Origin of the sequence: Nocardia sp. XZ_19_385, assembly GCF_015355755.1 — a bacterium.
GTDB lineage: Bacteria > Actinomycetota > Actinomycetes > Mycobacteriales > Mycobacteriaceae > Nocardia.
On sequence record NZ_JACVEE010000003.1, the window covers coordinates 39,523 to 63,819 of the forward strand.

Annotated in this window: 23 protein-coding genes; all 23 read left to right on the top strand. The window is 67.1% G+C overall.

Going from position 1 to position 24,297, the window contains the following annotated elements:
• Window positions 1–53: 53 nt before the first annotated feature.
• The 23 genes from IBX22_RS23695 (at window position 54) to IBX22_RS23805 (ending at window position 23,770) form a co-directional block, all read left to right on the top strand.
• Window positions 54–1,637, top strand: coding sequence for a cutinase family protein (locus IBX22_RS23695; protein WP_194817924.1), 1,584 nt, complete (start codon window positions 54–56; stop codon window positions 1,635–1,637).
• 122 nt (window positions 1,638–1,759) lie between these two features.
• A complete protein-coding gene (locus tag IBX22_RS23700) occupies window positions 1,760–2,524 on the top strand; it encodes a hypothetical protein (protein ID WP_194817925.1) in 765 nt (254 codons plus the stop codon).
• Window positions 2,521–3,183: a hypothetical protein gene (locus IBX22_RS23705; RefSeq protein ID WP_194817926.1), complete on the top strand. Its 663-nt coding sequence runs from the start codon at window positions 2,521–2,523 to the stop codon at window positions 3,181–3,183. The genes IBX22_RS23700 and IBX22_RS23705 overlap by 4 nt, the downstream gene beginning before the upstream one ends.
• Window positions 3,180–3,476, top strand: a complete 297-nt coding sequence (locus IBX22_RS23710) for a hypothetical protein (RefSeq protein ID WP_194817927.1) — start codon at window positions 3,180–3,182, stop codon at window positions 3,474–3,476. Before IBX22_RS23705 ends, IBX22_RS23710 begins: the two co-directional genes overlap by 4 nt.
• Before the next feature lie 65 nt (window positions 3,477–3,541).
• Complete coding sequence (locus IBX22_RS23715; RefSeq protein ID WP_194817928.1) at window positions 3,542–4,453, top strand: alpha/beta fold hydrolase; 912 nt, start codon at window positions 3,542–3,544, stop codon at window positions 4,451–4,453.
• Window positions 4,450–4,683, top strand: coding sequence for a hypothetical protein (locus IBX22_RS23720; protein WP_194817929.1), 234 nt, complete (start codon window positions 4,450–4,452; stop codon window positions 4,681–4,683). The genes IBX22_RS23715 and IBX22_RS23720 overlap by 4 nt, the downstream gene beginning before the upstream one ends.
• Before the next feature lie 18 nt (window positions 4,684–4,701).
• On the top strand, window positions 4,702–5,337 hold the full coding sequence (locus tag IBX22_RS23725) for a hypothetical protein (protein ID WP_194817930.1): 636 nt from the start codon (window positions 4,702–4,704) through the stop codon (window positions 5,335–5,337).
• Window positions 5,338–5,352: 15 nt separating this feature from the next.
• Window positions 5,353–6,162: a hypothetical protein gene (locus tag IBX22_RS23730; protein ID WP_194817931.1), complete on the top strand. Its 810-nt coding sequence runs from the start codon at window positions 5,353–5,355 to the stop codon at window positions 6,160–6,162.
• Between the two features lie 74 nt (window positions 6,163–6,236).
• Window positions 6,237–7,613 carry a hypothetical protein gene (locus IBX22_RS23735; protein ID WP_194817932.1) on the top strand — a complete coding sequence of 459 codons (1,377 nt, stop codon included), beginning with the start codon at window positions 6,237–6,239 and terminating at the stop codon, window positions 7,611–7,613.
• Window positions 7,610–9,085, top strand: a complete 1,476-nt coding sequence (locus IBX22_RS23740; protein WP_194817933.1) for an SCO6880 family protein — start codon at window positions 7,610–7,612, stop codon at window positions 9,083–9,085. The genes IBX22_RS23735 and IBX22_RS23740 overlap by 4 nt, the downstream gene beginning before the upstream one ends.
• Complete coding sequence (locus tag IBX22_RS23745) at window positions 9,082–10,809, top strand: hypothetical protein (RefSeq protein WP_194817934.1); 1,728 nt, start codon at window positions 9,082–9,084, stop codon at window positions 10,807–10,809. The genes IBX22_RS23740 and IBX22_RS23745 overlap by 4 nt, the downstream gene beginning before the upstream one ends.
• Window positions 10,810–10,815: 6 nt before the next feature.
• Window positions 10,816–11,961: a C40 family peptidase gene (locus IBX22_RS23750; RefSeq protein WP_228539361.1), complete on the top strand. Its 1,146-nt coding sequence runs from the start codon at window positions 10,816–10,818 to the stop codon at window positions 11,959–11,961.
• 106 nt (window positions 11,962–12,067) lie between these two features.
• Complete coding sequence (locus IBX22_RS23755) at window positions 12,068–12,607, top strand: hypothetical protein (RefSeq protein ID WP_194817935.1); 540 nt, start codon at window positions 12,068–12,070, stop codon at window positions 12,605–12,607.
• Between the two features lie 20 nt (window positions 12,608–12,627).
• Window positions 12,628–13,140, top strand: a complete 513-nt coding sequence (locus IBX22_RS23760; protein ID WP_194817936.1) for a hypothetical protein — start codon at window positions 12,628–12,630, stop codon at window positions 13,138–13,140.
• Window positions 13,137–14,273, top strand: coding sequence for a hypothetical protein (locus tag IBX22_RS23765; RefSeq protein ID WP_194817937.1), 1,137 nt, complete (start codon window positions 13,137–13,139; stop codon window positions 14,271–14,273). Before IBX22_RS23760 ends, IBX22_RS23765 begins: the two co-directional genes overlap by 4 nt.
• 127 nt (window positions 14,274–14,400) lie before the next feature.
• Complete coding sequence (locus IBX22_RS23770; protein ID WP_194817938.1) at window positions 14,401–15,345, top strand: hypothetical protein; 945 nt, start codon at window positions 14,401–14,403, stop codon at window positions 15,343–15,345.
• Window positions 15,346–15,531: 186 nt separating this feature from the next.
• Entirely contained in the window at window positions 15,532–16,452 is a 921-nt protein-coding gene (locus IBX22_RS23775; protein ID WP_194817939.1) for a hypothetical protein, read from the top strand.
• 11 nt (window positions 16,453–16,463) lie between these two features.
• Window positions 16,464–17,489, top strand: a complete 1,026-nt coding sequence (locus tag IBX22_RS23780; protein ID WP_194817940.1) for a hypothetical protein — start codon at window positions 16,464–16,466, stop codon at window positions 17,487–17,489.
• A 250-nt stretch (window positions 17,490–17,739) separates the two neighbouring features.
• The gene (locus IBX22_RS23785) at window positions 17,740–19,092 is read left to right on the top strand and encodes a hypothetical protein (RefSeq protein ID WP_194817941.1); all 1,353 of its coding nucleotides are present in this window, start codon (window positions 17,740–17,742) and stop codon (window positions 19,090–19,092) included.
• Window positions 19,093–19,156: 64 nt separating this feature from the next.
• Window positions 19,157–21,010 (top strand): type IV secretory system conjugative DNA transfer family protein, encoded by a 1,854-nt coding sequence (locus IBX22_RS23790; protein ID WP_194817942.1) that lies wholly within the window; start codon window positions 19,157–19,159, stop codon window positions 21,008–21,010.
• Window positions 21,007–21,897, top strand: a complete 891-nt coding sequence (locus tag IBX22_RS38330; RefSeq protein ID WP_194817943.1) for a DUF4913 domain-containing protein — start codon at window positions 21,007–21,009, stop codon at window positions 21,895–21,897. Before IBX22_RS23790 ends, IBX22_RS38330 begins: the two co-directional genes overlap by 4 nt.
• The gene (locus IBX22_RS23800) at window positions 21,894–22,823 is read left to right on the top strand and encodes a hypothetical protein (RefSeq protein ID WP_194817944.1); all 930 of its coding nucleotides are present in this window, start codon (window positions 21,894–21,896) and stop codon (window positions 22,821–22,823) included. The genes IBX22_RS38330 and IBX22_RS23800 overlap by 4 nt, the downstream gene beginning before the upstream one ends.
• Window positions 22,820–23,770 carry a hypothetical protein gene (locus IBX22_RS23805; protein ID WP_194817945.1) on the top strand — a complete coding sequence of 317 codons (951 nt, stop codon included), beginning with the start codon at window positions 22,820–22,822 and terminating at the stop codon, window positions 23,768–23,770. The genes IBX22_RS23800 and IBX22_RS23805 overlap by 4 nt, the downstream gene beginning before the upstream one ends.
• Window positions 23,771–24,297 lie beyond the last annotated feature (527 nt).

The following is a 24,297-nucleotide window of genomic DNA, read 5'->3' on the forward strand; positions in this document are numbered from 1 at the left end:
GGCGCGGGCAGGCCCGAAGACCACAGACACCTACGAATTGAGGCCGAAACCCTATGAATTGCAACCACTCCTGGTGGATCGCGCGCCGCGTCACCGGATTCACAACGCGGGCGACCGGCGTGCTGTCGGGCGTGGTGGCGATCACGGTGATCGTTGGCGGGGCAGCTGCAGCGCAACCGCGCACCATCGACGCCCCGATCGAGGGCATCTGCCCGGCGCTATATGCCCTCGGCGTACAGGGACCGGACGAGAGCTCTACTGGCATCGACGTAACGACCGACAGCGGCGCGCTCGGCCAAGTTTTCGGACCCCTGCTCGCCGTTGCGCAAGGACTGGTGCAGCGGGCCTATATCCCGTACGGGCTTGGCGAGAACGGCGCACAGGAGCCCTACGAACAAGCCATCGAGACTGCGGCCGGACGGCTGGAAGCCGCCGCCGCTGAGGTCGTGCGCCGCTGTCCAAACACCAAGGTTGCGGTCGCCGGCTACACCCAAGGCGCACCCGCCGTAGCGAGGTTCGCCCAACGGGTCGGTGCAGGCAAGGCTGTCGTTGGCGCTGACCACATCGCGGCAATCGCTCTGCTGGCCAACCCATCCCGTGCTGCGGGCGCTCCCGTGATCATCGGGCGCGCGGGCGCCAGCAGCCCCGATGCGGTCCCGGGCACCCGCGGCGCCGAGATTTCGAAGATCGCCTTCAGCACCTCAGCCGAGGCTGGTAGGGGAGTAGACCGAATTGATACAACGGCAACCGGTTATGGAGCACTGACCGGCCGGGTCGCCGATCTCTGTGTCGCGGGCGACCTCACGTGCGCCACGCCGACCGAAGGCCCGATCGCGACCGCGATCACCAACATCGCCGCGCAATCCGACCTAGGGGACCCGGTCACTGCGATCACCACGATTGCGGAGTCCCTGGCGGCGACGGTCTACAAGACCGCCGTCGGAGTGGTCAACGAAGATCTGCACGGCCAGAGCCTCGACGAGCTGTCCTACGATCCCGCGAAGTCGCTGAGCCAGCGGGTTGCTGAAGCCTCGGATCCGAAAACGCCGTTACCCGGCATCGACGCGACACTCGCCGCAGTCCTGCGCGTGGGCACCATCGCCGTCAACGCGATCACAACCGTCGCGAAGAAGGTCATCACCCCGGCCACGATCGCCGAGCTCGCGACGGTCGGACTGGCGAACCCTTTGGCCGCGCTGGCCTCGCTGGGAACCAAAGTCGCGGGCGCGGTGGTCGAGCTGATCCCGCCGCGCACCGCCAACCGGTGGATCGAGGACGCCTTCGAAGCGATCACCACCAACATCAGCGACAACACCGAGCTGTACACCCTCTCCAGCGCTACCCAGTACAGCAGCGCCTCGGGGCGTCACGGTTCCTACAGCAGCGCACCCGCTACCCCGGCCGGGGAGTCCGCGTTCACAGGCGTGGCCGATTGGTTCACCGCCGCAGCCCGCGACCTTGCTGCCACGGTCTCCGTCAGCCGCACTCCAGCACCATCGAGCCCGGCCGCAGCCCCCACAAGCCCGTCACCGCCAGCCCCGACGACGACGCCACCGCCAGCCTCAGCGCCGCCGTTACCGTCCTCGTCGGTCCCGATTCCGAGTTCCGTTCCCGCCCGCGGCTCAGCCGCCCCCTGACCCCTTCGGGAGGGAGGCGTGTCAGCTCTGCACCTACCCCCCACAAGAGCTGATTCGTAAGTCGATCCCCGAGACGCTCCCCCCGAAGGGCCCACCCGAATCCATCCAAGGAGGTGAACCACATGGCTACCGATCCTCGAATCGACTCCCGCACCGGCGAAGCGCTGGGCTGGGGATGGCTCAACTCCACCACAGTCTCTCCGCTGCCCATCCACGGCATGCGCGACCCGCACAACCACACCGAGGAGCCAACCGACGAATGGGAATGGCTCGCACATGCCGCAACCGACCCCCAGCCCAGCGGCGCGAACAACACAGAACCGCGCCGCGGCATGCCGATGCCGCCCGTCGCGGTCTGGTTGACGATCGCGTTCGGCATCGCGGCCACGATCGCGGTGGTAGCCGTGCTGGCGCCGACCTCGCCGCAGCAAGACCGCGAAGCAGCAGCCGAACCCACAGTCGCGCTGGCGAGTACCTCAACTGTGCAGCCCTCGTCACCACCAGCTACACCGAGCAGCCCTGCCTGCACGGGACTGGCGGGATCCCTGGTCACCGCCACCACAGCATCCTCCGGCAGCAGCGTGATGCAGGCGATCAGCGGATTCGAGCATGCCTACTACGTTGCCCGCGATGTGGAAGCCGCGCTGCGGTGGCTGGCCCCGGGAGCAGGGATCGCACCCGAGCCGCTGGCGGCGGGCATCGCCTCCATCCCCTTTGGAACCGAGCACTGTGTGGCCATCACTGCGATCGCCGAGACCGCCGCGACGGTGCACCTGGTCGAAGTGCGCCCTGACGGACAACGCATCGACTACCTCCAGGTGATCAACGTCCGGCCCACCGGCGACGGCTCCGCGGTGATCACCAACATTCAGAGGCAGGGATCATGAGCGCAGCCCTGCACCGCCGCGAAGCCGAGGTCCTCGACATCGGACATCGCATGGAGCCCGCCACCGTCGCCGCCCCTCCACCACAGAGGCGAGCACCGTTCCGGCACAACGCATTACCGATTACCGGCCCGCACCCGCCCCTGTTCGCCGTCCTGGGCGCACACGGCGGAGCAGCCACCTCGACGCTGGCGCACTGGTGGGGCCCTGCCGCCGATTGCGGACTCGCCTGGCCGGCCTCACCGGCAACCACACAAAAAGTCGTCGTCGCGGCCCGCCTTTGCATGCCCGGACTGATCGCCGCGGCCGAGCGGCTGCGCGAATGGCACGCCGGACTGGCTCCCGAGGGTGTGGTGGTAATCGGGTTGGTGCTCTCGGCGGTGCGCCCAGGGCGGGTACCCGCGCCGGTGCGCCGCTACCGCGAGGTCGTCACCGAACTCGTCGGGTCGGTATACACGATCGGCTGGCACGACGAACTCACCAGGTGTGAACTCTCGGACCTCGTCGAATACCTGCCGTTCGACCCGCCGCCGAAGCGTCGTGCACCGATCACCAGCGCGGTGCCTCGCGATGTCCATCACGCCGGAGCGGCAATCATCGCCGACCTCGCACTGATCAGAAAACAGCTTGAGGCACAACATGATTCGGAGGATCCGTCATGAGTGCGACCTACCTGCTGCTGGAAGCCTCCAGCCTGCTCACTCAGGGAGAAATCAAGATCACTCCGAAGCCGCCGCCGGAGGCGGGCAAGCTCCTCAACATCATCAATTACATCGCGTGGATCGCGATGCTGGCCGGGGTCGCCTCGCTGATCTATGCCGGCGGCAAATTCGGCTGGGAACGATGGCATGGCGGGGCCTTGGAGTCTCCCAAGATCGTCCTCGGTGCACTGGTCGGCGGCATCCTTTCCACCACCGCAGGCGGAATCATGAACGCCATTGTCACCGGTGGTTGACCGCCGAAGCCACGTCTCCCTCCCATTGGCTTTGTCTCCCTAGGCAATTCGTCGAAAGAACTCTCATGTCGCTCGATACCCACCCTTTCGCCATCGCCGCCTCCGACGGTGTGCGACTCTCGGCAACCAGGATCGGCCGCCCCGACGCCCCGGCCACCATCGCTTACCTGCACGGACCGCTAGCCGATTCGACGTTCTGGACCCCGCTTACCGGTCGACTGCACCAGCGCTTGGGCAACGGCATCACCCAGCTCGTCTATGACCAGCGCGGACACGGCCATTCGCAGTGGCCGTCGAAACATGAACACACCACGCTGCGCCGTCTCGCCGAGGACCTCGACGCCGTGCTGACCCACGCGAGCGGCGCGGTTGTACTGGTCGTGCACTCCGCGTCCAGTCTCATCGTGCACACCTACGCCCAACAGCACCCCGACCACGCCGCCGACCTGGCCGGACTCGTGTTCTTCAACGCGGCCACGCACTTCAGGTTCCACGACATGGCGATGGTGCCCTCGCAGTGCCAGCCGACACTGTCACGGTTGCGCCGCCGGCGCCGCGGGCGTCTGGACCCGCTCGCCGCCGCAGGCCACGCGATGCTCGAGCGCCGCCTGCGCGCTCTGGACCGGCAAGGAAAACTCGCGCACTCTTTCGTCACCGGCGCTCGACGCGGTGATCCCCGCGTCCTGGCCGACTGGTTGCAGCAGTGCAACGAATTCACGCTGACCCCGGAGGTCGCGGTCGGGATGCGCTCGACACCGTCGTTCGTCCTCAGTGGCGAACTCGATCGCATCGTTGCTGCCGGCGAGTCCGCCCGGCTAGCGAATGCGATCTGGGCCGACTACGAAATGATCCCCCGCGCAACGCATTCGCTGCCCCACACCTACCCCGACTTCGCCGAGGACGCGGTCCTGCGCGCCCTTGAGGTCGCCTATCGCGACCACCAGTCCTTCCCCGCTTTCGAAGGTGCGGACTCGTGAGCGCCAAACCGCTGCCCGCCAGCGTCACCGACCCGCTCGTCCAGCTTCTGCAATGGCTGGCCTGGCTGGTCCTGGCGCTGTGCGTCGCCCGCGCGGTCTGGCTCGGCGGACTACTCGCGGTCCGGATCTACCGCGAGGAAAGCGTGGAAGGACTGTTCGGAACCGTCGCCGCGGCAGCTCTGCTCGCCTCGGCCGGCGGACTCGCTGCCGCGATCGTCGCCACCCGCTGACCCCAGGAGGAATCACCCATGGCACACCTAGTGCTACGCCGAGCCATCAGTTGCTCCGCCGCCTGCACGGCCCTCGCGATGACACTCGGCGCGCTCAGCTGCTCCCGCGATAGTGGTCCAGCATCGGTCGACACACCGGTCATCGATCTGCGTGTGCCCCCGAGTGAGCTGCGGTGGACGCCGTTCAACGGCATGCAGCTGCCGGTCGCACATCAAGGACCTGCCACCGATAATGGCGCGGTAGTGGCTGGATTCGACCGCTCACCTGTCGGCGCCGCGCTGGCCGCGATCCACGCCACTGTGCGCATGTCGGTGGCCCTCGACAGCCAGTGGCCTGCGGTGACCGCGGCGATGCTGGCCCCGGGGCCTGGCCGTGACCAGTGGGCAGTCCTTCGAACACAGATTTCGATCACCGAAGCCATGACCGGCGAAGCGCCGAGCATCGCGGGCTATCGGGTCGACCGCTACACCCCTGAGGCCGCCGATGTCTCGATCTACAGCCGCCAAGCCGACGCCTCGCTGACCCGCAACACCACCACCGTGCTGTGGCACTCCGGGGACTGGCAGCTACTGGTTCCCTACCAACGCGCTGTCTCAGCGGTCACCGCGGTGGAGGCCCTGCCCGCCGAGGCCGTCGCACTATCGCCAGCGTGAGAACGGATGTGCCTCATGAGGTTTCGCAACTTGCTGATCACGCTTCTGATCGGGATCACTGTGGCCGTCGCTGCGGCATTCGCTCTGGTGCTCACCGGAAACCAGGGCCCCTCGACACCGTCGAATCCGAGTAGCACGCCACCGGGCGCCACGCCACCGCCACGGATCACCCCCCGACAGGGCCCGACCATCGACAAGCCCCCGACGATCGACCGATTCGGAAACCGCCTCGAGGACAAAGGAACAGAGGAAGGGCTTGCCCTGCCCCAAGATCCGGCGGCCCGGTCCGCGCCGAGCCGCCCGGACTATCTGGCGGCGGTGCCGGCGCGCATGCAGTGGCAGCGTGGATGGGGTGGTGCGGCGCTGCCGATCTCGGGCAGCGACGGCCCCGCCCACATTCGTACGGGTGTCGCCTCTGGATTCGCTCAAACACCGCAGGGTGCGGCACTAGCGGCCTACGACGCACTCGCCCGGGCACTGGCAGCGCCGGACGGGGTGTGGCAACAGGTCGTCGCCCAGCGGTACCACGGCGGCGGGCAAGCGCTGCAAGCCCGTTTCGCGCGCGCCCGCAACTCCACGCCCGACGCTGGACAGTTCGTGGTGGTCCCAGAAGGCTTTCGTGTGCTGCCGGACTATCGAAACGACTTCGCTGTCGTTCAGATCGCCACCAAGGCCCCAGGCGGAAGCGCCTACTCCACCTGGCCGATGACTTGGACCGACGGGGATTGGCGAGTCCGTGTCCCCGAAGACATCGAAACCCTCTGGGCCCCAGCAACTCCGGTTGTGTCGTTGATCGACTTCACCAGCTGGAAGTCGATGCCATGACGACTCAGCTCGGTGCCTATGGATCGCACGCGGTTTTCGCTGATCCCTTGCATCAGCAGCTCCCACTGCCGGAGGTGTGCGACATCCCCGGCGGGCCGGGCGCGGTCTGTCAGCTCGGACGGCTCGGCAGTCAAGCGGCCAGCGATGTCGCCAGCTCGAGTTTCGACAAACTCGTAGACGCCTTTGTCGCTTCGCTGGCCGACATTCTGCAGTGGGCATTGACGTGGTGGCTCGACATCCCGTCACCGTCGCTGGCTACGCCGTCGGGCGAACCAGGAGCACTGATGGGTTCGATCCGCGATTACACCAGTGGTCTTCAGGTGTTGCTGCTGAGCGGTGGCATCATGTTCGCGGCCGCGCGCCTGGCTCTGGCGAAACGTGGAGGGCTGGCTGGCGAAGCTCAGGAATCGTTCATGATGTTCGCCAAGGCGGTCTTCGCCTCGGCGATGTTCGCCGGTGTTGTGGCTGCTGGCACTCGGGCTGGCGACGAGTTCTCGCACTGGGTGCTCTATGACGTGACCGAGGCGGATGCCCCTGGAGTCATCGCCCGACTTGCGGGATTCGACTTGCGGCATGGCACGAGCTTCGGCTCAGGGCTGCTGCTGATCCTTGCTCTGCTGGGGATCGTGAGTGCGCTGGTGCAATTGGTGATGCTGGTGGTGCGCCAAGCCCTGCTAATTCTGGTTGTTGCGGCGATACCGATCGCCGCGGCCGCTTCTGGGATGGGCCCGGGGGCTCAAGCCTACAAAAAGATGTTGGCGTGGGCGCTGGCCTTCGTGTTGTGGAAGCCGGTCGGCGCCTTGGTCTACGCGATCGCCTTCACCGCCGCAGGCGCTCCCAGCCCAGGCCAGCAGCAGGACCCGCAATTGATCCTGCTCGGTCTTCTATTGCTGGTAATGGTCCCGATCACGTTGCCTGCGTTGATGCGTCTCATCGCGCCAGCGGTCGCCGCCCTGGGAGGCGGGGGCGGTGGGGCCGCAGCGCTGGCGGGTGGCGGGCTGGGGATGGCGATGGCGTCAACGGGAGGGCGCGGCGGCAGCCAAGCCCGCAAGATGGGAGAAGGGGAATCATCGCCTGGTGGAGGCGGACCGCCGCCTCCACCGAGCGGAAGCGCCGGTGGCCGCCCGATGCCTTCCGGCGGCGGCACGAATCGCGGCGGCGGGAACGGAGCTTCGTCGCCCGGGGTGATCTCGGGCGGTGCCGCCCACCGCGCCCCGGACGGTTCGGCGTCGAAGGCGGCCTCGTCCAAGCAGGCCGCGACCGGCGCAGCCGCCGGTGGCGGCGGGCATGCCGCTGCGGGGGCGGCAGGCCCCGCCGGCGCGATCCTTTCGGTTGCGCAACTGGCGAAACAAGGTGCACAGCAGGGTATCTCGGCGGTCGACTCGACCGTGGCCGGGTCCGCGGACAGTTTCGATCTGCATGCCCCCGTCCCGGGAGAGGTGCGCCGATGACCACCTCACGGATGTACGGGCGCTGGGAAAGGCCTCGCAGCGCGGGATTCTTCGGATTGACTTGGGGTGCGTCGATGCTGGGCCTCGCACTGACCGTGGCGATGATGCTGGCGTTTATGCTCACCCGCTCACCGGCGGTGGTGGGGGTGTTGTTGCTGGCCAGCACGGTCGTGTTCGTGCCGTTGGTGATCACAGTCCGTGGCCGTACTGGCTGGGAAATCGCGGTACTGCGCGCGCAGTTCGCGCTGGCTCGCCACCGCGGCGAGCTGAGCTACCGCGCGGGCCGTTTCTCCCGTATCCCGGGGGCCTCGCGGCTGCCGGGATTGCTGGCCGATTCGCAGCTGAGCGAGTATGAGACCGCAGGCGGGCGGCGCTTTGCGATGATCCACATCCGGCGCCCCGATCACTACAGCGTGATCGTGCGGGTGATCCCACGCGGCAAGGAACTGGTCGATCAGGCCCAGATCGATTCCTGGGTCGAAGGCTACGGAGCCTTCCTAGCCGCTCAGAGCCGTGGCGGTGAGGTCATCGCGGTCACCGCAGTGCTGGAGAGCGTCGTGGAGACCCGGCTCAAACAGCGCCGCGAGGTAGCGCGCCTCGTGCGCCCGGGCGCCCCGGATTTCGCGGCCGCGGTGATGCGCGAGGCCACCACCGACAGCGGTGGCGGCGGCGCCCGCATCGAAGCCCGAATCACCCTGACCTACCGGGCAATCGGCAAAGGCAGGATCCGCCGCGATCCCGAAGAGCAGGCCCGTGAGATCGGCCAGCGCTTGCAAGGGGTCCTGTCGCAACTGGCTCGCGCCGGTTTGCCCGCGACACCGTTGCAGGCGTGGGAGGTGATCGGGCTGGTGCGTAGCCGCTACGACCTGGCCGCCCAACGTGATGTTGAGGCCGCCGGCGCAGCCCTGACCGATACCCAAACGTGGGACAAATCTGGACCTCTCGCCCATGAGGACCGCTGGGACCACTACCTGCACGACGGCGCACGCTCGATCACCTGGGAAATGGACGGCGCACCCCGCGGCGCGGTCACCGAAACCGGCCTCGAGGAGCTACTGCGCCCCCGCGCGGACGTCCCCCGCAAGAGGGTCGCCATCGTGTATCGCCTGCACTCGGCGGCCGAGGCCACCAAACTCGTCGACTCCGACTTCCGCGATGCCCTCGCGGCGGAACAAACCGAACGCGGAATCGCCTCTGCCTCTGCGTCATTGAGGGTCGGCAACACCAACGCCGCCCGCCAGGAACACGCCCAAGGTGCTGGGTTGACGCGGTTCGGTGTCTTGATCACCGTGACCGACACCCAGGACGCGGATATGCCCGGTATCGAAGCATCTGTACAGGGGATGTCGGCGGCGGCGCGGTTGGATGTGCGCCGCTGCTACGGCTCCCAGGCCGCGAGCTTTGCTGCCTCGCTGGGGGTCGGGTTGATCTTGCCCGAGCACGCCTCGATTTCCAAGCGGGTCTCGATGTGAGCAAACCAGAGCGCAGCACAAGCAAACGCGCGCCGAGAACGCAGAGCATCGCCGGAATCCGAGTGCTCACCGCCGCGGCGCGAGCACAGGTAGAAGCCGACGCCACCCGCCCCGGGTGGCGTGGAGCACGAGCACGGTTGGCGCTTTCGAGCGATGATCACCGGCGGGCCAACGCCGAACACCGGCTGGCCGACCTCGCCCGCGACGGTGGCTTCGTCAGAAAACTGGCCAAACTCACCGCTCGCGGCTATGCCGGGCCTGGTGGCGGCCGCGCCGCGGTGGTGGCCTCCACCCCGGAGTGGCGCGCGACCACCGTGCAGGTCGCCGGTCTATGGCCGTTTGCAGTCGGTGCCAGCGCACCGGTGGTCGGAACCCCGGTCGGGGCCCACTACATCACCGGAAGCACCGTCCATTTCGATCCGATGTCCTGGTTCCTTCGCGGCTTCATCACCGCCCCGATCCTGTTCGTGCTGGCGCTCAACGGTTTCGGCAAATCCTCATTGATTCGCAGGATCGTCACCGGTGCGGTTGCCTCGGGGGAAACCGTGCTGTGTATGGGGGACACCAAACCCGACTATCGCGACCTCGTGCTGCGATTGGGCGGGCAAGCCATCGACGTCGGCTACGGCTTCGGATGCCTGAACCCCCTCGATGTCGGGGCACTGGGATCGGTCATCGACCGTCTGCCCGACCCTGATCAGCGCCGCCAAGTCGCGGCACGAGTGGAGGCCGGCCAAGTCAACATCGTCGCGGGCCTGATCGAACTCGTGCGCGGCTCCCGCGTCGCGGACTACGAAGAGACGCTGATCGCCGCCGGGCTGCGCGAACTCTACAGCCGCACAAATGAATTCAACGCCGAGAACCCGCCGCTGCTCTCGGATCTTCTGGCGGTGATCTCCGACGGCGGAGAGCGACTACGGCAATTCGCCGAAGAGGACGACACACCCTCCTACCGAGCCAGCACGAAGACCTTGCGCCGCTCGCTGCGGGCGTTGGTCGAGGGCCCGATGGGCGCTATCTTCGACGGCCACACGACCACGCGACTGGCCTTGGACAGTCCGGCGATCTGTGTCGATGTCAGCCGGATCCCTGAAGGCGACAACAAACTGTTGGCCGCGGTGCTGATGGTGTGCTGGTCGTCGGGGTTCGGTGCGGTGGCCGCCGCCCACGCCCTCGCCGATGCCGGTTTGGCACCCAAACGCCTCTACGAGGTCGTCATGGACGAGATCTGGCGAGTCCTCGGAGTGGGGGAATTCATGGTCGACCGCGTCGACGCGCTGACGCGGCTGAACCGGCCGCTGGGTGCGGGATTGATCATGTGCAGCCACACGGTCAAAGACCTCACCGCCTTCGAATCCCTTGCCTCCCAAGCCAAAGCGCTCGGCTTTTTCGAACGCGCCCGCGCGAAGATTATCGGCCCAGTCGGGCCCGAGGAAGTCGAGCGGATCCGCTCCGCAGTCGGTATCACCGACACCGAGAAACTCTTGGTCACCTCCTGGGCCGCCCCGCGCCCACCCAGCGACGACGACACCACCACTGTGCGAGAGACCCCACCGGGCACCGGGTGCTTTCTGCTCAAAACCGGAGAGAGCGGCGAACCCGGGATCCCGTTCCGCATGGTCTTCACCTTGAGCGAGCGGGAATCAGACATTCACAACACCAATCGGCGCTTCATTTTCGACACCGAATCCGATGACGCCTCGGCGCAGGGGGCAGGCAGGTGAACCCCGATGGACTCCCCGAAGACCCTCGTGGCCGGCGCGTTGATGCTACCGATGTCGCTGATCCTGATGCTGCTGGTCTTCGTCGGCGCGGATCTCGCCACCTCCTGTGCGGCGGCCCTGTCCGGCCCTGCTGGGTCAGAAGGGTCGGAGTCCAGCGGTGCGAGTGTGGCCGGGTTGAACGAGCGTCAGCTGCAGCTTGCGCGCAACGGCGTCGCGATCGGCAAGCAGCGAGGAATGCCGGAGACGGTGATCTTGGCCGAACTGGTCGCCCAAGCCACAGAATCGACGTTCCGGAACCTCGCGAACTCCTCTGTGCCGGAATCGCTTTCCTACGCCCACGACGGGGTGGGACACGATCACGACTCGGTCGGTCCGCACCAGATGCGCGTCAGTGTCTGGGGCTCGGTGGGCATCGCGGGGTTGATGGACCCGCTTTATCAGATCAACTGGTTCTACGACCAATCCACCAAAATCGTTGGGGCGGAACAAATGACACCGCCGCAGCTGGCGCAGGCGGTCGAACGATCGGCGCCCAATGCCTACGCCGGCCAGATGGATTTGGCCCGGAAGGTGTATGCGATGTTCGCCGACACCGCCCCGGCGACGATGAGCCCACCCCAACCAGGGCAACTCGCTGCCGGATGCGGTCCCACCGGCTCGGGCGCCCCGACAACCCCTGCGGGCCCGTTCGGACAAGCCGTGATCGATGCGGCGATGCACTGGCTGCGCCGCGGCACTCCATATGTGTGGGGCGGGGGAGATCAAACCGGGCCCACCATGGGCGGTTTCGACTGCTCCGGGCTGACGCTTTACGCGATCTTCCAGGCCTCCGGTGGGCGAATCTTGCTGCCGCACTACACCCAGTCCCAGCAAGACCATTCGAGTGCGGTGGCGGTGCCATTCGCCGAGCGCGCCCCGGGAGATCTGATCTTTTTCACTATCCCAGGCAAGACCGATTCCCATCATGTCGGGATCTACTACGGCCGCGACGGCCAAGGCCAGGATTTGCTGCTGCATGCCCCGCAAACCGGACAGAACGTCACCATCACGCCCCTCTCGGCTTGGGAGGGCGAGCAGATGGCGGTTCGGCGCTACTCCCAGCCGCAGCCAGGTGCCACCGCGGGTGGTGTGCAGCCGCCCGCCGACGTCTGAGCCTGCCGGGTCTGCCGAGCCGCACGCAGGCTTTCCGCCCATTTCAGACCAACGCGGGATTGCGCGGCAATTCAACGACGAAGGGAACACTATGACGGTTTCGTCCATGACCGCCTCGTCCGAAATCAATGCCCCGCCAGTCATTCTCGCTTTGGAGGCGGAGCGGGCTGCCCAACGGCAGGAGGCTCGTGACCGGGCGCGTGCCCGTGCTGAGCTGGCAGCGCGCAGCGCGCAGGGACCGCAGCTGATGCTATGGGCCGCGGCCACCCGGGGGCAGGCCACGATCTGCCGCCCGGACGGCCGGGTGATCTGGCGGCAGTGTCTCAACGACCTGCCCGGTCTGCGTGTGGAGACCGAACTCGACGCCATCGCGGCCACCGCGCGCCAGGCGATCTGGATCGCCGGCCAAGCTCGGTTGGAATGGGGGGCCGAGGCGGGCGGACTGCGTTTGATCATGGACCGCTACCGCCGCAGCCTGCTCGACGATCTGCACCGCCACGCATATGTCGCAGCACTGGCGCTGAAGGTGATGGCCGAACCGATCGGCAATCCGGCCCGTCACGCCTGCGCGGAGACAACGCCGGTCGACTGGCACCCCAACCTCGGGCTGGCCGACCTACTCAACGCCCACCGGATCCCGACATGAGCCGCCGGATCCTCACCGCCGTGACCGTGCTCGGCATCGTCTCGACCGCCGGTTGCGCACAGCAAAATCTCGGACCCGCTGACGACAAGCGCTGTACCGCAGCGCGATTCGAAGCGCCGTTTGCCGCGATCGATCCGTGCTCAGCCGAAGCAGTATTGACCGCTGCGCTCGCGACGATGTTCACCTACACCCCGGCCACTCAATCCGACCAGCGCGCAACATTTCGGGCCGCTACCCCTCTGCTGGAGCCCGAGTACGCCACGCGTGGCGAGGCGGGCGCCACGGTGGTGCTAACGGTCACCGCGACGACCTGGCAGCGATGGCAAACCGCGTCGGTTTCATTGACAGCCGAGGTTCACGTGACCGGTGACGATCACCCGGTCGATACCGACACTGTGATCCACCGGGTGCTGGCACTGGCGTTGCAGCCCAGCGACAGCACCCCTGCATTGGCATTCACTGCCTACGCCACCGCACGCCGCGTCGACCGCAGTAGGCCGTGGCTGCTCAGCGCCCTGGGAGTGACGGGATGAGTGGCGGCGACCCGGTCGAAGAGGGCGGTGCCCAGTTGCGGCAGGGCTTTATCCAGGCTTTCCAGACCGGCGCGATGGTGGCCAATTTTCTGGAGCGCCGCGGTGCCGACGCACGTTCGGCCAGTGCCCATGCCCAGAGTATGCAGAACTCCGCAGCCCGTGAGGCACGAGACCTTCAGGTGCATCGGCTCAAGGTGCAGGGCTACGTCGACCGCCGGCATCAGGGGCAACGGCTATTCGAGCTCGATGAGAAGTTCAAGCTCGACGAGAGCGCGCGTAAGCAAACGCTGCACGAGCGTCAGGTCGAGGGCTACGACGACCGCCAACGGTGGGGCCAAGCCGAACACGACACCGAGCTGCAGGTCAAAAACGAACAGATCCGACGCGGCAACCGCGACCTCGCGCGTCGCGACTACGAGACCACTGTCGATCAGCAACGACAGAACGAGGTCCACGACAAGCGCATTCAGGGCTACAACGATCGCGCGAAATACGCCGAGACGCTGCACGACCTCGACGTGGAGTACAAGAAGCTGCTGATCGAGATCCGCCGCCGCGCAGCCGGTTTCGCCGATGATCTGAGTTCCTCGGGGCGGGCGGACGCGGAGGCGATGAAAGCCGCGGCAGGGTTCGCTTCCGCGCACTACACCTCCAATCTGTCTGATGCGCACGCCGCCCATGTCGATGCCTATCGCGAGCGTTTCGACGCCGACACCGGCCCGGACGCTGAGGATTTCCTCGACGATCTCAAGGCAGACTTCGCCGTACCACGCCAGCCAAAGGCGGCGGGACCGGAGATCATCGACGCCGAAATTGTCGGCGAGCTGCCCCACAGGCCCGAACCGGCTGCCTTACTCGATGTGATCGACGCCGAGATCGTGGACGACCCGAGTGCGGCGCGCGCCGTCAACACCACCGCGGCCCTGGCCAAAGAGCTGATCATGCTCGGACATGCCGAGCATGACGCGGCCACGCTCAGTGACCCCGCCGCGGCCCCTGACCTCGGAACAGAGATCGGTGAAGCCATTCAGTCCGCCGGCCTGACCGGCGAGGTCGGGATCGGGCTGGACCCCGAACCCGGCTTGCCCGAGCCCGGCCGCGCCCCCGATGCCGACATCGGAGTGCAACGGTGAGCACGAACAATCCGAATCCGGCTATCGAGTTCACCGGAGGCTGCGGTGAACTCGACCTGAGGCCAGAGTCGGAGTCTGGCTTGGAGGCCTCCGTGCGCGGCGTGGGCACCGGTGCGGGGGTGCGGCCATGAGCGCGCCGATACCGAATCCGATGATCGCCCGAGAGCTGCTGCGCTCGCTGCAGACCATGCATGTACGCATCAAAGAATCAGCGGACCGTGCCCAATACGGTTGGCAGCCTGAACAACTCGGCTCGACCCGGAGCTGGCAGGCCCAGCTGACCAGCCAGAGCTTAGCCGCTGAAGCCCTCGCCGAGCAGGCTGTCGCGATCGGTGTTCCGCAAGCGTGGATCGATCACGTGCGCGAACGTGGTGACAAGGGTTTGCAATGGCGAGTGGGGCAGAAGATGCCCACCGTGGCCGATGTCGACCGCACCGAGCTGTTGGCTCGGCTGGCGGGCCAGGTGGGCCGTCTCTACGAGATGGCCGCGATACGTGAAGTGTTCGTCGAGCGCTTCGGTGCCCCGGACACTCGTGCTGAGCTGTTCTGCCGTGAGGTCATCAGTGCGCTGCGTGAACGCATCGGCGCGGTCGCTGTCGCGATCGATCTGAGCGCCACTGAGCGGGATGCGTTGTGGGGCAGCGCGAAAGAGGACATCAGGATCCTCGCTGCGGGGCATCGCAGTTTCGACGACCACACCCTGGTCGCTCTGTGGGAGGCCCGAACGACCGCCGCTGCGGTGATGAGTGAACACCTCGCCAGCGAGATGCTGTCCGGGGCCGGCCTCACCCCCGATCTCAGCGAATCCGCCGGGCCGCTCCCCCCGACAGCGAACGAGCTGATGGCGACCGGCAGGACCGACCTCGGTGATGCCACATGTCTGATCGATCCCGGTGTCACCGCCGGGATTCCCGGCGGCGAGGCGGGGGCGGTGATCGGGCAGGCGATCGAGGCGGCGGGAATCAGCACGGACTCCGCCCTCACCGAATCCACCGGCTCGGACCCCGCGGAACCCGACGCGGTGACCGAGCCGGGCACGAGTGTCGAGCAACACGGCCACGATCCGAGCTGATTCGAACCGGCGGCCCATCACAGGAATGCACCCGATGACATCTGCTACCGAGCAGCGGAGAGGAAACGATGAACACCAAACACCAAGAACAGCAGGTCAATAGCGGATGCGACCCGATCCGGGACCGTACCGCCACCCACACCAGGGTGCGGGTGGCTGAGCCACCGGCCGTTACCCCAGGCCGTCATGGATGACCCCGCCCTACGCCTGCCCTCGGTCGCAGCGATCCACGAGCAGATCCTCAAGACGGTTCAAAATCTGAGCGCCGACCGCCACGTCTTGAAGCAGCGCCTGGCCCAGGTCCGGAACGCACTGGGGCCCCAAGCAAGCTACGAACAAGCCTCGGAACATCAGGTCGTCGGGCTGACCCATCTGCGGGATATCGCGATGCAACAAGCTTCCGAGATCGGGGTACCGGCCGCGGCAGTCGACACGGCCGTCATGCGCGGAGAACAGGCAAAACGATGGCAGCGCAACCAGCCGATGCCACGAGCGACCCCCGCCGACCGGCTGCACCTGATCAACGGGCTCCTCCAACACATGCGAGAGTTCAACAACATGGCCGCGGTGCACCGGGCCTATATACAGCGCTTCGGTGGCTCCTCGGACAACTCGGAGCGGTATCACCGGGCGACGTTGGAGGCGTTGCACGAACGCATCGGAGCGGTGGCCTACGCGTTGCGACTGACCCCTGGCGAGCAGGAATTCGTGTGGGGGCATTCGGAATACATCGTCAAGACCATGACCACCCACTACCTCGACGGTGAAGAATCCGATCTGGTCGCGCGCTGGGACAGCACCGCGACCGGCGCGAACTGGGTAAACGAATCCCAGCTCGGGGAAGTCCTGCGCGCGACGGGCATCACCCGCGAGGCGATCGCCGCGGCCGGTCAACTCCCACCGACGCCACAAGCACTCATCGCTGCCCTGGGCCCTGGCCCGTCGATACGCGGCACCGAAGCGACCTCCACACCCGAACCCGGCGGATCGGAGATCAGCTCAGCGATCGACGCCGCCGACCTCACCATCGACGGCATCGATCCCGCCTCGCCCGGCCGGGACCCGTCGGCTGGCAATGACCCGACACCGCCGGGCTTGGACCCCTGAGAGGAGGACCCATGGAAGACACCCCCATCGAACCGATCCCCGCCGTCGGCCACCGTCGGCCGAGCGCAGAAGTGGTTCAGCCTGAGCATGTTTCAAAGATCATTCGTCCCTCGGTGCCGTGGGCCGATCCCGGATGGCAGGCCCAGTTGCTGCGCCGCGTCCAGCACTGGGCCGCCGAGCACACCCGCATCACCGACCTCGGCCCCGCCGGCTACGACGGCACCGACCTCGAGCCCGAACAGGAGTGGGCCTCACAGCTGGACGCGGTGCAGGCGCAACTCGAGATCGCCGAGGACCTCGCCCGGCAAGCCGGTCTCGAACCGGCCTGGATCGAGGATGTTCGCGAACTCGGCCACCGCAGTGCGAAACCCGCACGCCCCGCCGAATCCACACCGGGGACCGTCACCGCGTCGACGCAGGCCCAGCAGTTTCTGGTGGACATGATGGCCGTGGACCTGTGGAATTTGCACCGCATGGCGTATTTGGTCGCGGCCTATCAGGACCGCGTCGTGACCGGCCGCTCAAGCATCACTTTCACCGCCGTGCAGCAGGTTCGATTCGACGAGACCATGCGCGCCCACCATGCCCGCGCGACCGTACTGGCGCACGCGGCGGGAATCACGGCGACCGAAGCCGAGCAGTTGTGGGGTACCGGCAGCAGAGGATGGAAAGTTCTGCACCACAGCTATGTCAGCGCTCACGATGAGGCCGGACTGGTTACTGAACTGCGCCGATACATGGGCGGTGAGACCGTGGCAGCGCTTCCGCCCGCTGTTCTCGCCGATCCCGGCGCACGGCCGCTCCCTGGTGCGCCACGCGTGCCGACACCGGAGGCCATGATCGCCGACGCGCACGCCGCCATCCGCGCGAACTTCATCGACAACGCCGTCGTCACCGGCGGCGGGGGCGCTGCGGCCGCAGCCATCGACAGCGCGCTGCCCGCCGCAGAAGTCGGCGACTGGTCGGCCACACCCATGGATGTCGATCAAGCTATGCCAGGCAAAACACCAGAACTGGGCCCAGCGCCCGACCCCTGACTCGGGTCGTGAAACACAAGGCGTGCAGGTCATCTGCGCGGCCGTAGGTGCCGGCCGTCCAGAGGACAACAATCCATCGGGGACATCAGCAATCCCACCGCGCAGCCCGACCATCCGCTCGCGGTACGCCGACAAGGTCGAGCACGATGTCCAACACCTCCCTCCCACATTCCCGCGAAAGACCCACTGCCCGAGCCGGAATTGCCGGCCGAACTCCTGAGCGCCACAGGCGCGCGGCGGAAGCGCCACGATGAGCTGGCAGCAACCGCCCCGCGGCTACACCGACCCGAGCTACTACACCGACGCGGCCTCCGACATCGAACGGAACCTGCGGGCCGATTTCGCGAAATACCATCTGCTGAGCCAGATCGCGCCCGGTGACACCCCGGAAATCATCGCCGACCGCAACGGCAACGCCTACGAGATCAGCCAACGGTGGGAAGACCATGAACAGCTCCAATTCCGTTGGCTGTGGCGACAACTCGGTATCGAGGCCACGCAATGGGAGCTGGACCCCGACGCCACCCGCGCGTTGTACGACGACCTCGCCCGAGCACGAGAGGCCGGTGAACCCAGCCTCGACGAGCTGAGCTGGCGCACGCTGCGTCAAGCGCGCGAGGTCACCGGCCACAGCGACGACGTCTCCTCAGCCGCAGCGCGAGCCGGTGCCCACTGGCAGATCCCCGGCCCACAGCTGCAATCGATCACCAACGCAGACAACAGCATTAGGCCCCAAGACACAGACCGTCACCTACGCGCGGTCCCCGGTAGTGGCCTCGAGGCACCGCCCAACGCGGCCGACCGCGCGCTGGGCGCACCCCGGCAGCTGCGGCTGCTGGACATGGCCGCGGTGGAAGAAGTGATCCAGGCTACCGATGACCTGCTCGACGTTGAAGAGGTCGTCGGCGATCGCGACACCGGCCGCGAGAAGCAGGCGACGCTGCTTCCGGCTGTCGTGCGGGATGCCCCGATTTCCTTCGACTATCGCGCGCTCGCCGAGCAGCATGCCCGCCACACTCGCGCGCTGGCCGCCGTGCAGAACTTGGCCGCAGAGCACACCCGGCTACATGACCGCTGGGGTGCCGAGGCCGGCTTCGACCAAGCCCAGGTCGCGCGCCTGGAAGAGCTGAGCAACGCGCTCAAACACGCCCGTCGGGAGGCAGGCATGGCCGGTGTCGGCGACACCGATATCGCCGCCGCCTATCAAGCGGGAGTGGCTGGGGTCGGCTGGAGTCAGCAGCCCGCACACCCGTTCTTGGGCCGGCTCACACAGCTCACCCGGCAACACGTGGCCGCCCTGGCCGAGATCGATGACCTCCGTAGCGCGATTGCCGAGCTGCACGACCAACGCGGCGGCAGTCGAGTGGCCTCGATGACGGTCGAAGTAGCGGCCGAAGCCGCACGTGCGCAAGCGAATTCCGGTTCCGAACATGGTCCAGATCACGGCGCCGGTGAGAGCGGCGGCCACGAGATCGGCGCGGCCATCGAGGCCGCCCTGCCCGAAGACCTGGACCCGGACTGGGACGCCCAGGACGGCGTCGAGACCGCACCAGCCGCGACGCCATCACCCCAACCTCACCTCACCGAGGAGCTCAACCGATGAACAACATCACCACACCCCCGTATCACAACCTGCCCGGCGTCGAACCCGAACCGTGGGAGCGGTCATGACCGCCACCCGGGAATCGCGGCGCCGCCGGGTCGGCGGACTCGGCCCCGAATTCAGCGCGCTGCTGATATTCCTCGGCGCGGTCGGCTTCGCACTGATGGCATGGGCGGCGTTGAGTATCGGGCGCTGGTGGGCCGGACTTCCCGTCACCGCGCACCCGTTCTTGGCGTTACTGGAAGTCGCTACAGGACAACAGAACTGGCCGTGGCAGTCCAATCTTGTCGCCGTCGTGCTGTGCGCGCCACTGGGGGCGCTGGTGTGGGCTGGCCGTCGACTGGCGCGGGGGAGACGGCGTATCGATGCCGCCGCGCACACCATGCAGCGCCCCAGCGAACTCGAGGTCGGACGCGCGGTCGACAACGCCGCCGCCGCACTACGGCTGCTCAAAGACGCACCCCCCGAGGTTCAGGCCGCGACGGGGCCGCCGCTGGGCCGCACCGTGCTCGGTGGGACATGGCTGTATCTGCCCGCGGAGCTGGGGGTATTCATCGCCGCCGGACAGCGCTCGGGCAAGACAGTGGCCTGGGCGATCCCGGCGGTGCTCTCCGGTTGGGGGCCGGTCCTGGCCACCAGCAACAAGCCTGACCTCTATCGTCACACCGCCGGAGCCCGCGCCGAGCAGGGCAGTCGCGTGTGGATGTGTGATCTGCAAGCGGTCACCGGCCGGATCGAGATCGGGTTCTGGGTCGACCTGCTCGCGCAGGTGCAGCACCTGCCCGCCGCCCGCAAAATCGCAGGCTTCTTCATCGGCCAAGAAGCCGAAAATGCCCGCCAGGACGCCTATTTCGACGGCGGCGCGAGAGAGCTACTGGCGCTGTACATGTTCGCCGCCGCCGCGGCGGGCGGTGATCTAACGCACGCCACCGAATGGCTCGGCCGCGACCAAGACCCCACCCCGGCGCTGATCCTGCGCCACGCGGACCAGCCCCGCGCCGCAGCGCGAATTCTGGAAGCCCAAGCCCTCTATGCCCGCCAGCGTGACGGCTTGTTCGACATGGCACGCCGGCATCTCAACGTGCTGACCCACAAGGGCTACGCCCAACTGGTCACCCCACCACGGCGGCGCACGATCCTGGCCAGCGAAGCCCGCGACGGCTCCATCGTCATCGACACCACCGACGGCCCGATCACCCACACGCTGCCGCAGTTCGATCCGCGCCGCTTCGTCGAAAGCAACGACACCCTCTACGCACTGTCGATGGCTGGAGCCGATTCGGCCACCCCGCTGACCTCAGCCCTGGTCGGCCAGATCGTGGAAGCCGCCCTGGAGGTTGCACGCGCGCGCCCGGACGGACGACTGAAGATCCCGCTGCTCGCGGTGCTCGACGAGGCCGCCAACACCGCGCGGATCGCCGACTTGCCGGAGTACTACACCTACTGCGGTGGCTGTGGCATCCTGCTGATGACGATCGTGCAGGTGCTCGAGCAGGGCGAAAACCTCTGGGGTGCCAAGGGTTTGTCGATCATGCGCGCTCAGTCGATCGAGATCTACGGCGGCAACATTGCCGAGCTGGACTACCTCGAGCATTGGTCACGCACCGTCGGCCAGCACGAGGTCGCCGACCGCACGCGCGGCATTCAGCCCGGCGGGCCCAGCCGCAGCATGATCTGGCGGGCCGAGGCGATTCTTGATGTCGCCGAGCTGAGCGCGATGCCCAAAGACCGCGCCCTGGTCCGGATACCCGGCTATGGCCCAATGCTGCTGCGCAAGGTGCCGTGGTTCGACAACCCGGACTTCGCGCCCGCGGTTAAACGATCGCTGGCGCAGTTCGAGAACCACACGCCGCCAGCGACTCTCACCGTCACCGATACCGGCAGCGGCGGGACTGGGCAGCAAGGGCGGCAGCCGTGAGCGGCCCTACTCCCACCACGCCTACACCTTCCATCAGCAGCCCGAAGAAGGCTCCACAGCCGCCGAAGTATCGGGACTTCATCGAGTTCACGCACAAGTGGCTGTTGCCCGGGGTCAACGTGCGGTTGGCCGAATCCCAGCGGGAGAACACCTTCACCTGGTGTCCGCAGTGGTGGTGCCATCGCCCGGTCGCGGTGCGTATCGCGCACCTGCACAGTGCTTTCGAGGCCTCGCGGCGCGCCAAAGGCGGCAACGCGCTGAGTTCGTTCCTGCTCAACCACCACGACCCACAGCTGCGGGTCATCCTCGACGCGGCAAACGGGCCCCTGCACCGCTGCACCCGCACCCAGCACACCGCCTTGGCCTCGCTCCCCGCCGACCCGGTGCCGCCGGGCTGGTTTCCACCGCCGGGCAAACCCGCCACCGATACCACCGACGCTGAGAAGAAGCCGCCGCCGATGTTCGCGCGCTGGTACGACTGGGTCGAGCAGTGGCTGCTGCCGGTCACCGCAGTCCGGATCACCTCGAATTCGCGTGAGGGCACCTACAGCTGGTGCCGGCAGTGGTGGCGCCATCACGAGGTGTGTGTACGCCTGGCCGCGGTGCACGCGGTGTTCGAAGCCGCGCGCCGTGCCGAGGACAAGGCGGCGATGAGCACCCTGTTCGTCCGCCACATCGACCCGCACCTGCGCAGCATTCTCGATGCCGCGAACGGGCCGCTGCACCGCTGCTCACCTACCCAGCACATCGACCTCGCAGGACTGGTCGGTGCTCCGGTCCCGCTCGCGTGGTTCGGCGTGCCGGGGGAGAGGACTCCGATCGAACGTCTGGGTTTCGGACCCGACTTCCGTGCTCTCGGGTCGGCGCTGGGTGGTGACCGGTCATGAAGAAACCGACCCGCGCACAGACCCGGGTGCTGCAAGCCCTGCACGCCCACTGGACCGAACTGGGGACCTTGTTCACCGAGGCCAACCAGCAGATGGAAACCACCAAACGGGCCCCTAGTCCGCAGTGGTTCGAGGACTATCACCAACGGGCAGTCCTGTGTGATGCGCTGGCCAGCGCTGCGCAGGCCGCCGCTGTTCCACGGGAATGGATCGCCCAGGTCCACGACGGCGATCGGGGCGTCGCGTGGTCGGAGATCGAACTGGTCGATCCGGCGCCGCCGGACTGGGATCGGGTGCTGGGAGATCTCACCACCCAGGCACAACAGCTGTGCGAATGGACCGCGCTCGACAGTGCACGCCGTCAGCTCGGCGCGGTGCCTGCCCAGGCCGTCGAGGCATTCGACCGCAACCTTGCCGCGTTGCGTGCCCGGCTGACCGGTGTGGTGAACCTGCTCGACCTCAACGCCACCGACGGCAACGGACTGTGGGGCAGCACCAGCGACTGGGTCGAAGCCGGCTACCAGCTGCTCGCTCACCACCCCGCCGAAGTCGTCCTGCAGCGCTGGAAAGCCGTGGCGCGCAGCGACGCCGAACCACTGGCACTGCAAGCCAAGGCATTGGCCCAGGCCCGGATCAAAACCCACACCTCAGTCGCTCTACCCGATCACGAATCACTCACCGCACGCCTGGGTGTGCTCGCCCTGGCCCAGCCGATGCTGTTCCATCACCCCGCCGCCGCCGCCGGCACCGACATCGGCGCCGCGGTCGAGGCCGCCGCCCTCGATCCCTCCGCAGCTGACCCCGACACCTCCTCCTCGAGATCGGTCTTCAGCCACGCCGAGCAAGTACAGCCGGTTGCCTACGAGGCCGACCTCGCGGTTGCGGCACCGGAGTTCGTGGCCCCGGCCAGCGAGTTAGACCTATGAGCGCGCCGGCGAAACAGCAAGTGCGCGTGCGCGATATCGAACCCGACCGCGCACAACTGCTGGAAAGAATCCATGCCCTTGCCGCGGAATCGGTCCGGCAGCGCCAAGCGATCCCGACCAGCGAACGCGAGGTCAACGACTGGAAACACCTGGTCGACCAGCTCGATGCGATCCACGGCGAACGCGACCTCACCGAAATCACCGCACGCGACCAAGGTATCCCCAACGCCTGGATTGACCTCGCCCGCAGACACGGCATCGAAGGCAAAGCCTGGACGGGTGATCAACTCCTACCCCCAGCGACGCGAACCTGGGGCCGGCGAACATCCAACAGGGTGATGCAGGACGCCAAACGGCTAGCCCACATGGCTGCCGTGAGCACTGTGCGCGACCATCTGCGCGCTGCAGCCGGAATCACGACCGAAGCAGATCCCGCTGCCGCACAACGCTTCCAACGCAATTTCCATGCACTGCGGACTCGTGCCGTGGCGATCGCCTCTTTCCCCGGCACGGGGCAAGCCAGAGTAGCCCACGCCTTCGCCGCCGCCAGTGATCTGCTCAACCACGAGATCAGCCAATACTTGACCTACACGCTGACCGACCTCGAAGCGATGTGGCAGCCGCTGACCAGCCGAGCCATCGCCTCCGATATCCGCAGGTCACTGAAGAGTCTGCAAATCGCTGATCCCGGCACCAGCACTGGCTCCCACCAAACCCTGGTCCCGACCGCCAACGCCTTGCTCGCGCGGGCGCGCGTAGCCCTCGCCGCCGCAGCCACACCCGATTCCGGGTCAGGTGCCGCGATCGAAGCAGCGATCTCGGCCGGGCTGGGCGAATCGGCAGCCCTGGACTGGGTCCCCGATATCGAAGCCGAAGGACTCGACAGCGCCACCGCCGAGGTACAGCACGAGACCGGACCCGATCCGCCGGCCACTGAGCTCAGGTAGCCAAGGCGTTTGCTCACGCCATCGAACAAGAATTCCTCACCACTCAGGAGAACACACCCGATGCACCCTCACGGCCGCGCAAACCCCCACAGCCCCGACTCCGAACGGTTCACCCGCCGGATCGCTGTCCGATCACCAAGTCCTGGCCAACTCAGCCGCATTCAGCACCCCGCCCGACATCGCAACTCACTGCGACCAGAAGCGGCATCGACCGCGCTCGCTTTCGAACTCTGCCGTGACGCACTGTGGTTGATCGCCCACATCCTTCGCAACGAACTCGACTATCGGATGCGACGAGCGGTACAAGCCGCACATGTCCGGCGGCACCGATGAGCGGGCGCAGCTACCGGCGGTGGCGTCTACGCTCTCCGGCGCGCAGCAATGATCAGAACCTGCAATCCAATTGGGCGATTCGCAGCCAGTCCGGGCAACGTTCCCGCGAGGATCGCGCAACCTTGCCCTCCGGGCGACGCGCCGCACTCGTCGCGCGGTTCGAGCAGGTGACAGGGTCACGGCTGATCCGGCTT

Coding starts and splice junctions, on each gene's coding strand:
- IBX22_RS23740 (WP_194817933.1), top strand. CDS start 7,610: ATGACCACCTCACGGATGTACGGGCGCTGGGAAAGGCCTCGCAGCGCG.
- IBX22_RS23755 (WP_194817935.1), top strand. CDS start 12,068: ATGACCGCCTCGTCCGAAATCAATGCCCCGCCAGTCATTCTCGCTTTG.
- IBX22_RS23700 (WP_194817925.1), top strand. CDS start 1,760: ATGGCTACCGATCCTCGAATCGACTCCCGCACCGGCGAAGCGCTGGGC.
- IBX22_RS23775 (WP_194817939.1), top strand. CDS start 15,532: ATGGATGACCCCGCCCTACGCCTGCCCTCGGTCGCAGCGATCCACGAG.
- IBX22_RS23805 (WP_194817945.1), top strand. CDS start 22,820: ATGAGCGCGCCGGCGAAACAGCAAGTGCGCGTGCGCGATATCGAACCC.
- IBX22_RS23750 (WP_228539361.1), top strand. CDS start 10,816: ATGGACTCCCCGAAGACCCTCGTGGCCGGCGCGTTGATGCTACCGATG.
- IBX22_RS23790 (WP_194817942.1), top strand. CDS start 19,157: ATGACCGCCACCCGGGAATCGCGGCGCCGCCGGGTCGGCGGACTCGGC.
- IBX22_RS23695 (WP_194817924.1), top strand. CDS start 54: ATGAATTGCAACCACTCCTGGTGGATCGCGCGCCGCGTCACCGGATTC.
- IBX22_RS23730 (WP_194817931.1), top strand. CDS start 5,353: ATGAGGTTTCGCAACTTGCTGATCACGCTTCTGATCGGGATCACTGTG.
- IBX22_RS23800 (WP_194817944.1), top strand. CDS start 21,894: ATGAAGAAACCGACCCGCGCACAGACCCGGGTGCTGCAAGCCCTGCAC.
- IBX22_RS23725 (WP_194817930.1), top strand. CDS start 4,702: ATGGCACACCTAGTGCTACGCCGAGCCATCAGTTGCTCCGCCGCCTGC.
- IBX22_RS23770 (WP_194817938.1), top strand. CDS start 14,401: ATGAGCGCGCCGATACCGAATCCGATGATCGCCCGAGAGCTGCTGCGC.
- IBX22_RS23710 (WP_194817927.1), top strand. CDS start 3,180: ATGAGTGCGACCTACCTGCTGCTGGAAGCCTCCAGCCTGCTCACTCAG.
- IBX22_RS23765 (WP_194817937.1), top strand. CDS start 13,137: ATGAGTGGCGGCGACCCGGTCGAAGAGGGCGGTGCCCAGTTGCGGCAG.
- IBX22_RS23780 (WP_194817940.1), top strand. CDS start 16,464: ATGGAAGACACCCCCATCGAACCGATCCCCGCCGTCGGCCACCGTCGG.
- IBX22_RS23785 (WP_194817941.1), top strand. CDS start 17,740: ATGAGCTGGCAGCAACCGCCCCGCGGCTACACCGACCCGAGCTACTAC.
- IBX22_RS23705 (WP_194817926.1), top strand. CDS start 2,521: ATGAGCGCAGCCCTGCACCGCCGCGAAGCCGAGGTCCTCGACATCGGA.
- IBX22_RS23715 (WP_194817928.1), top strand. CDS start 3,542: ATGTCGCTCGATACCCACCCTTTCGCCATCGCCGCCTCCGACGGTGTG.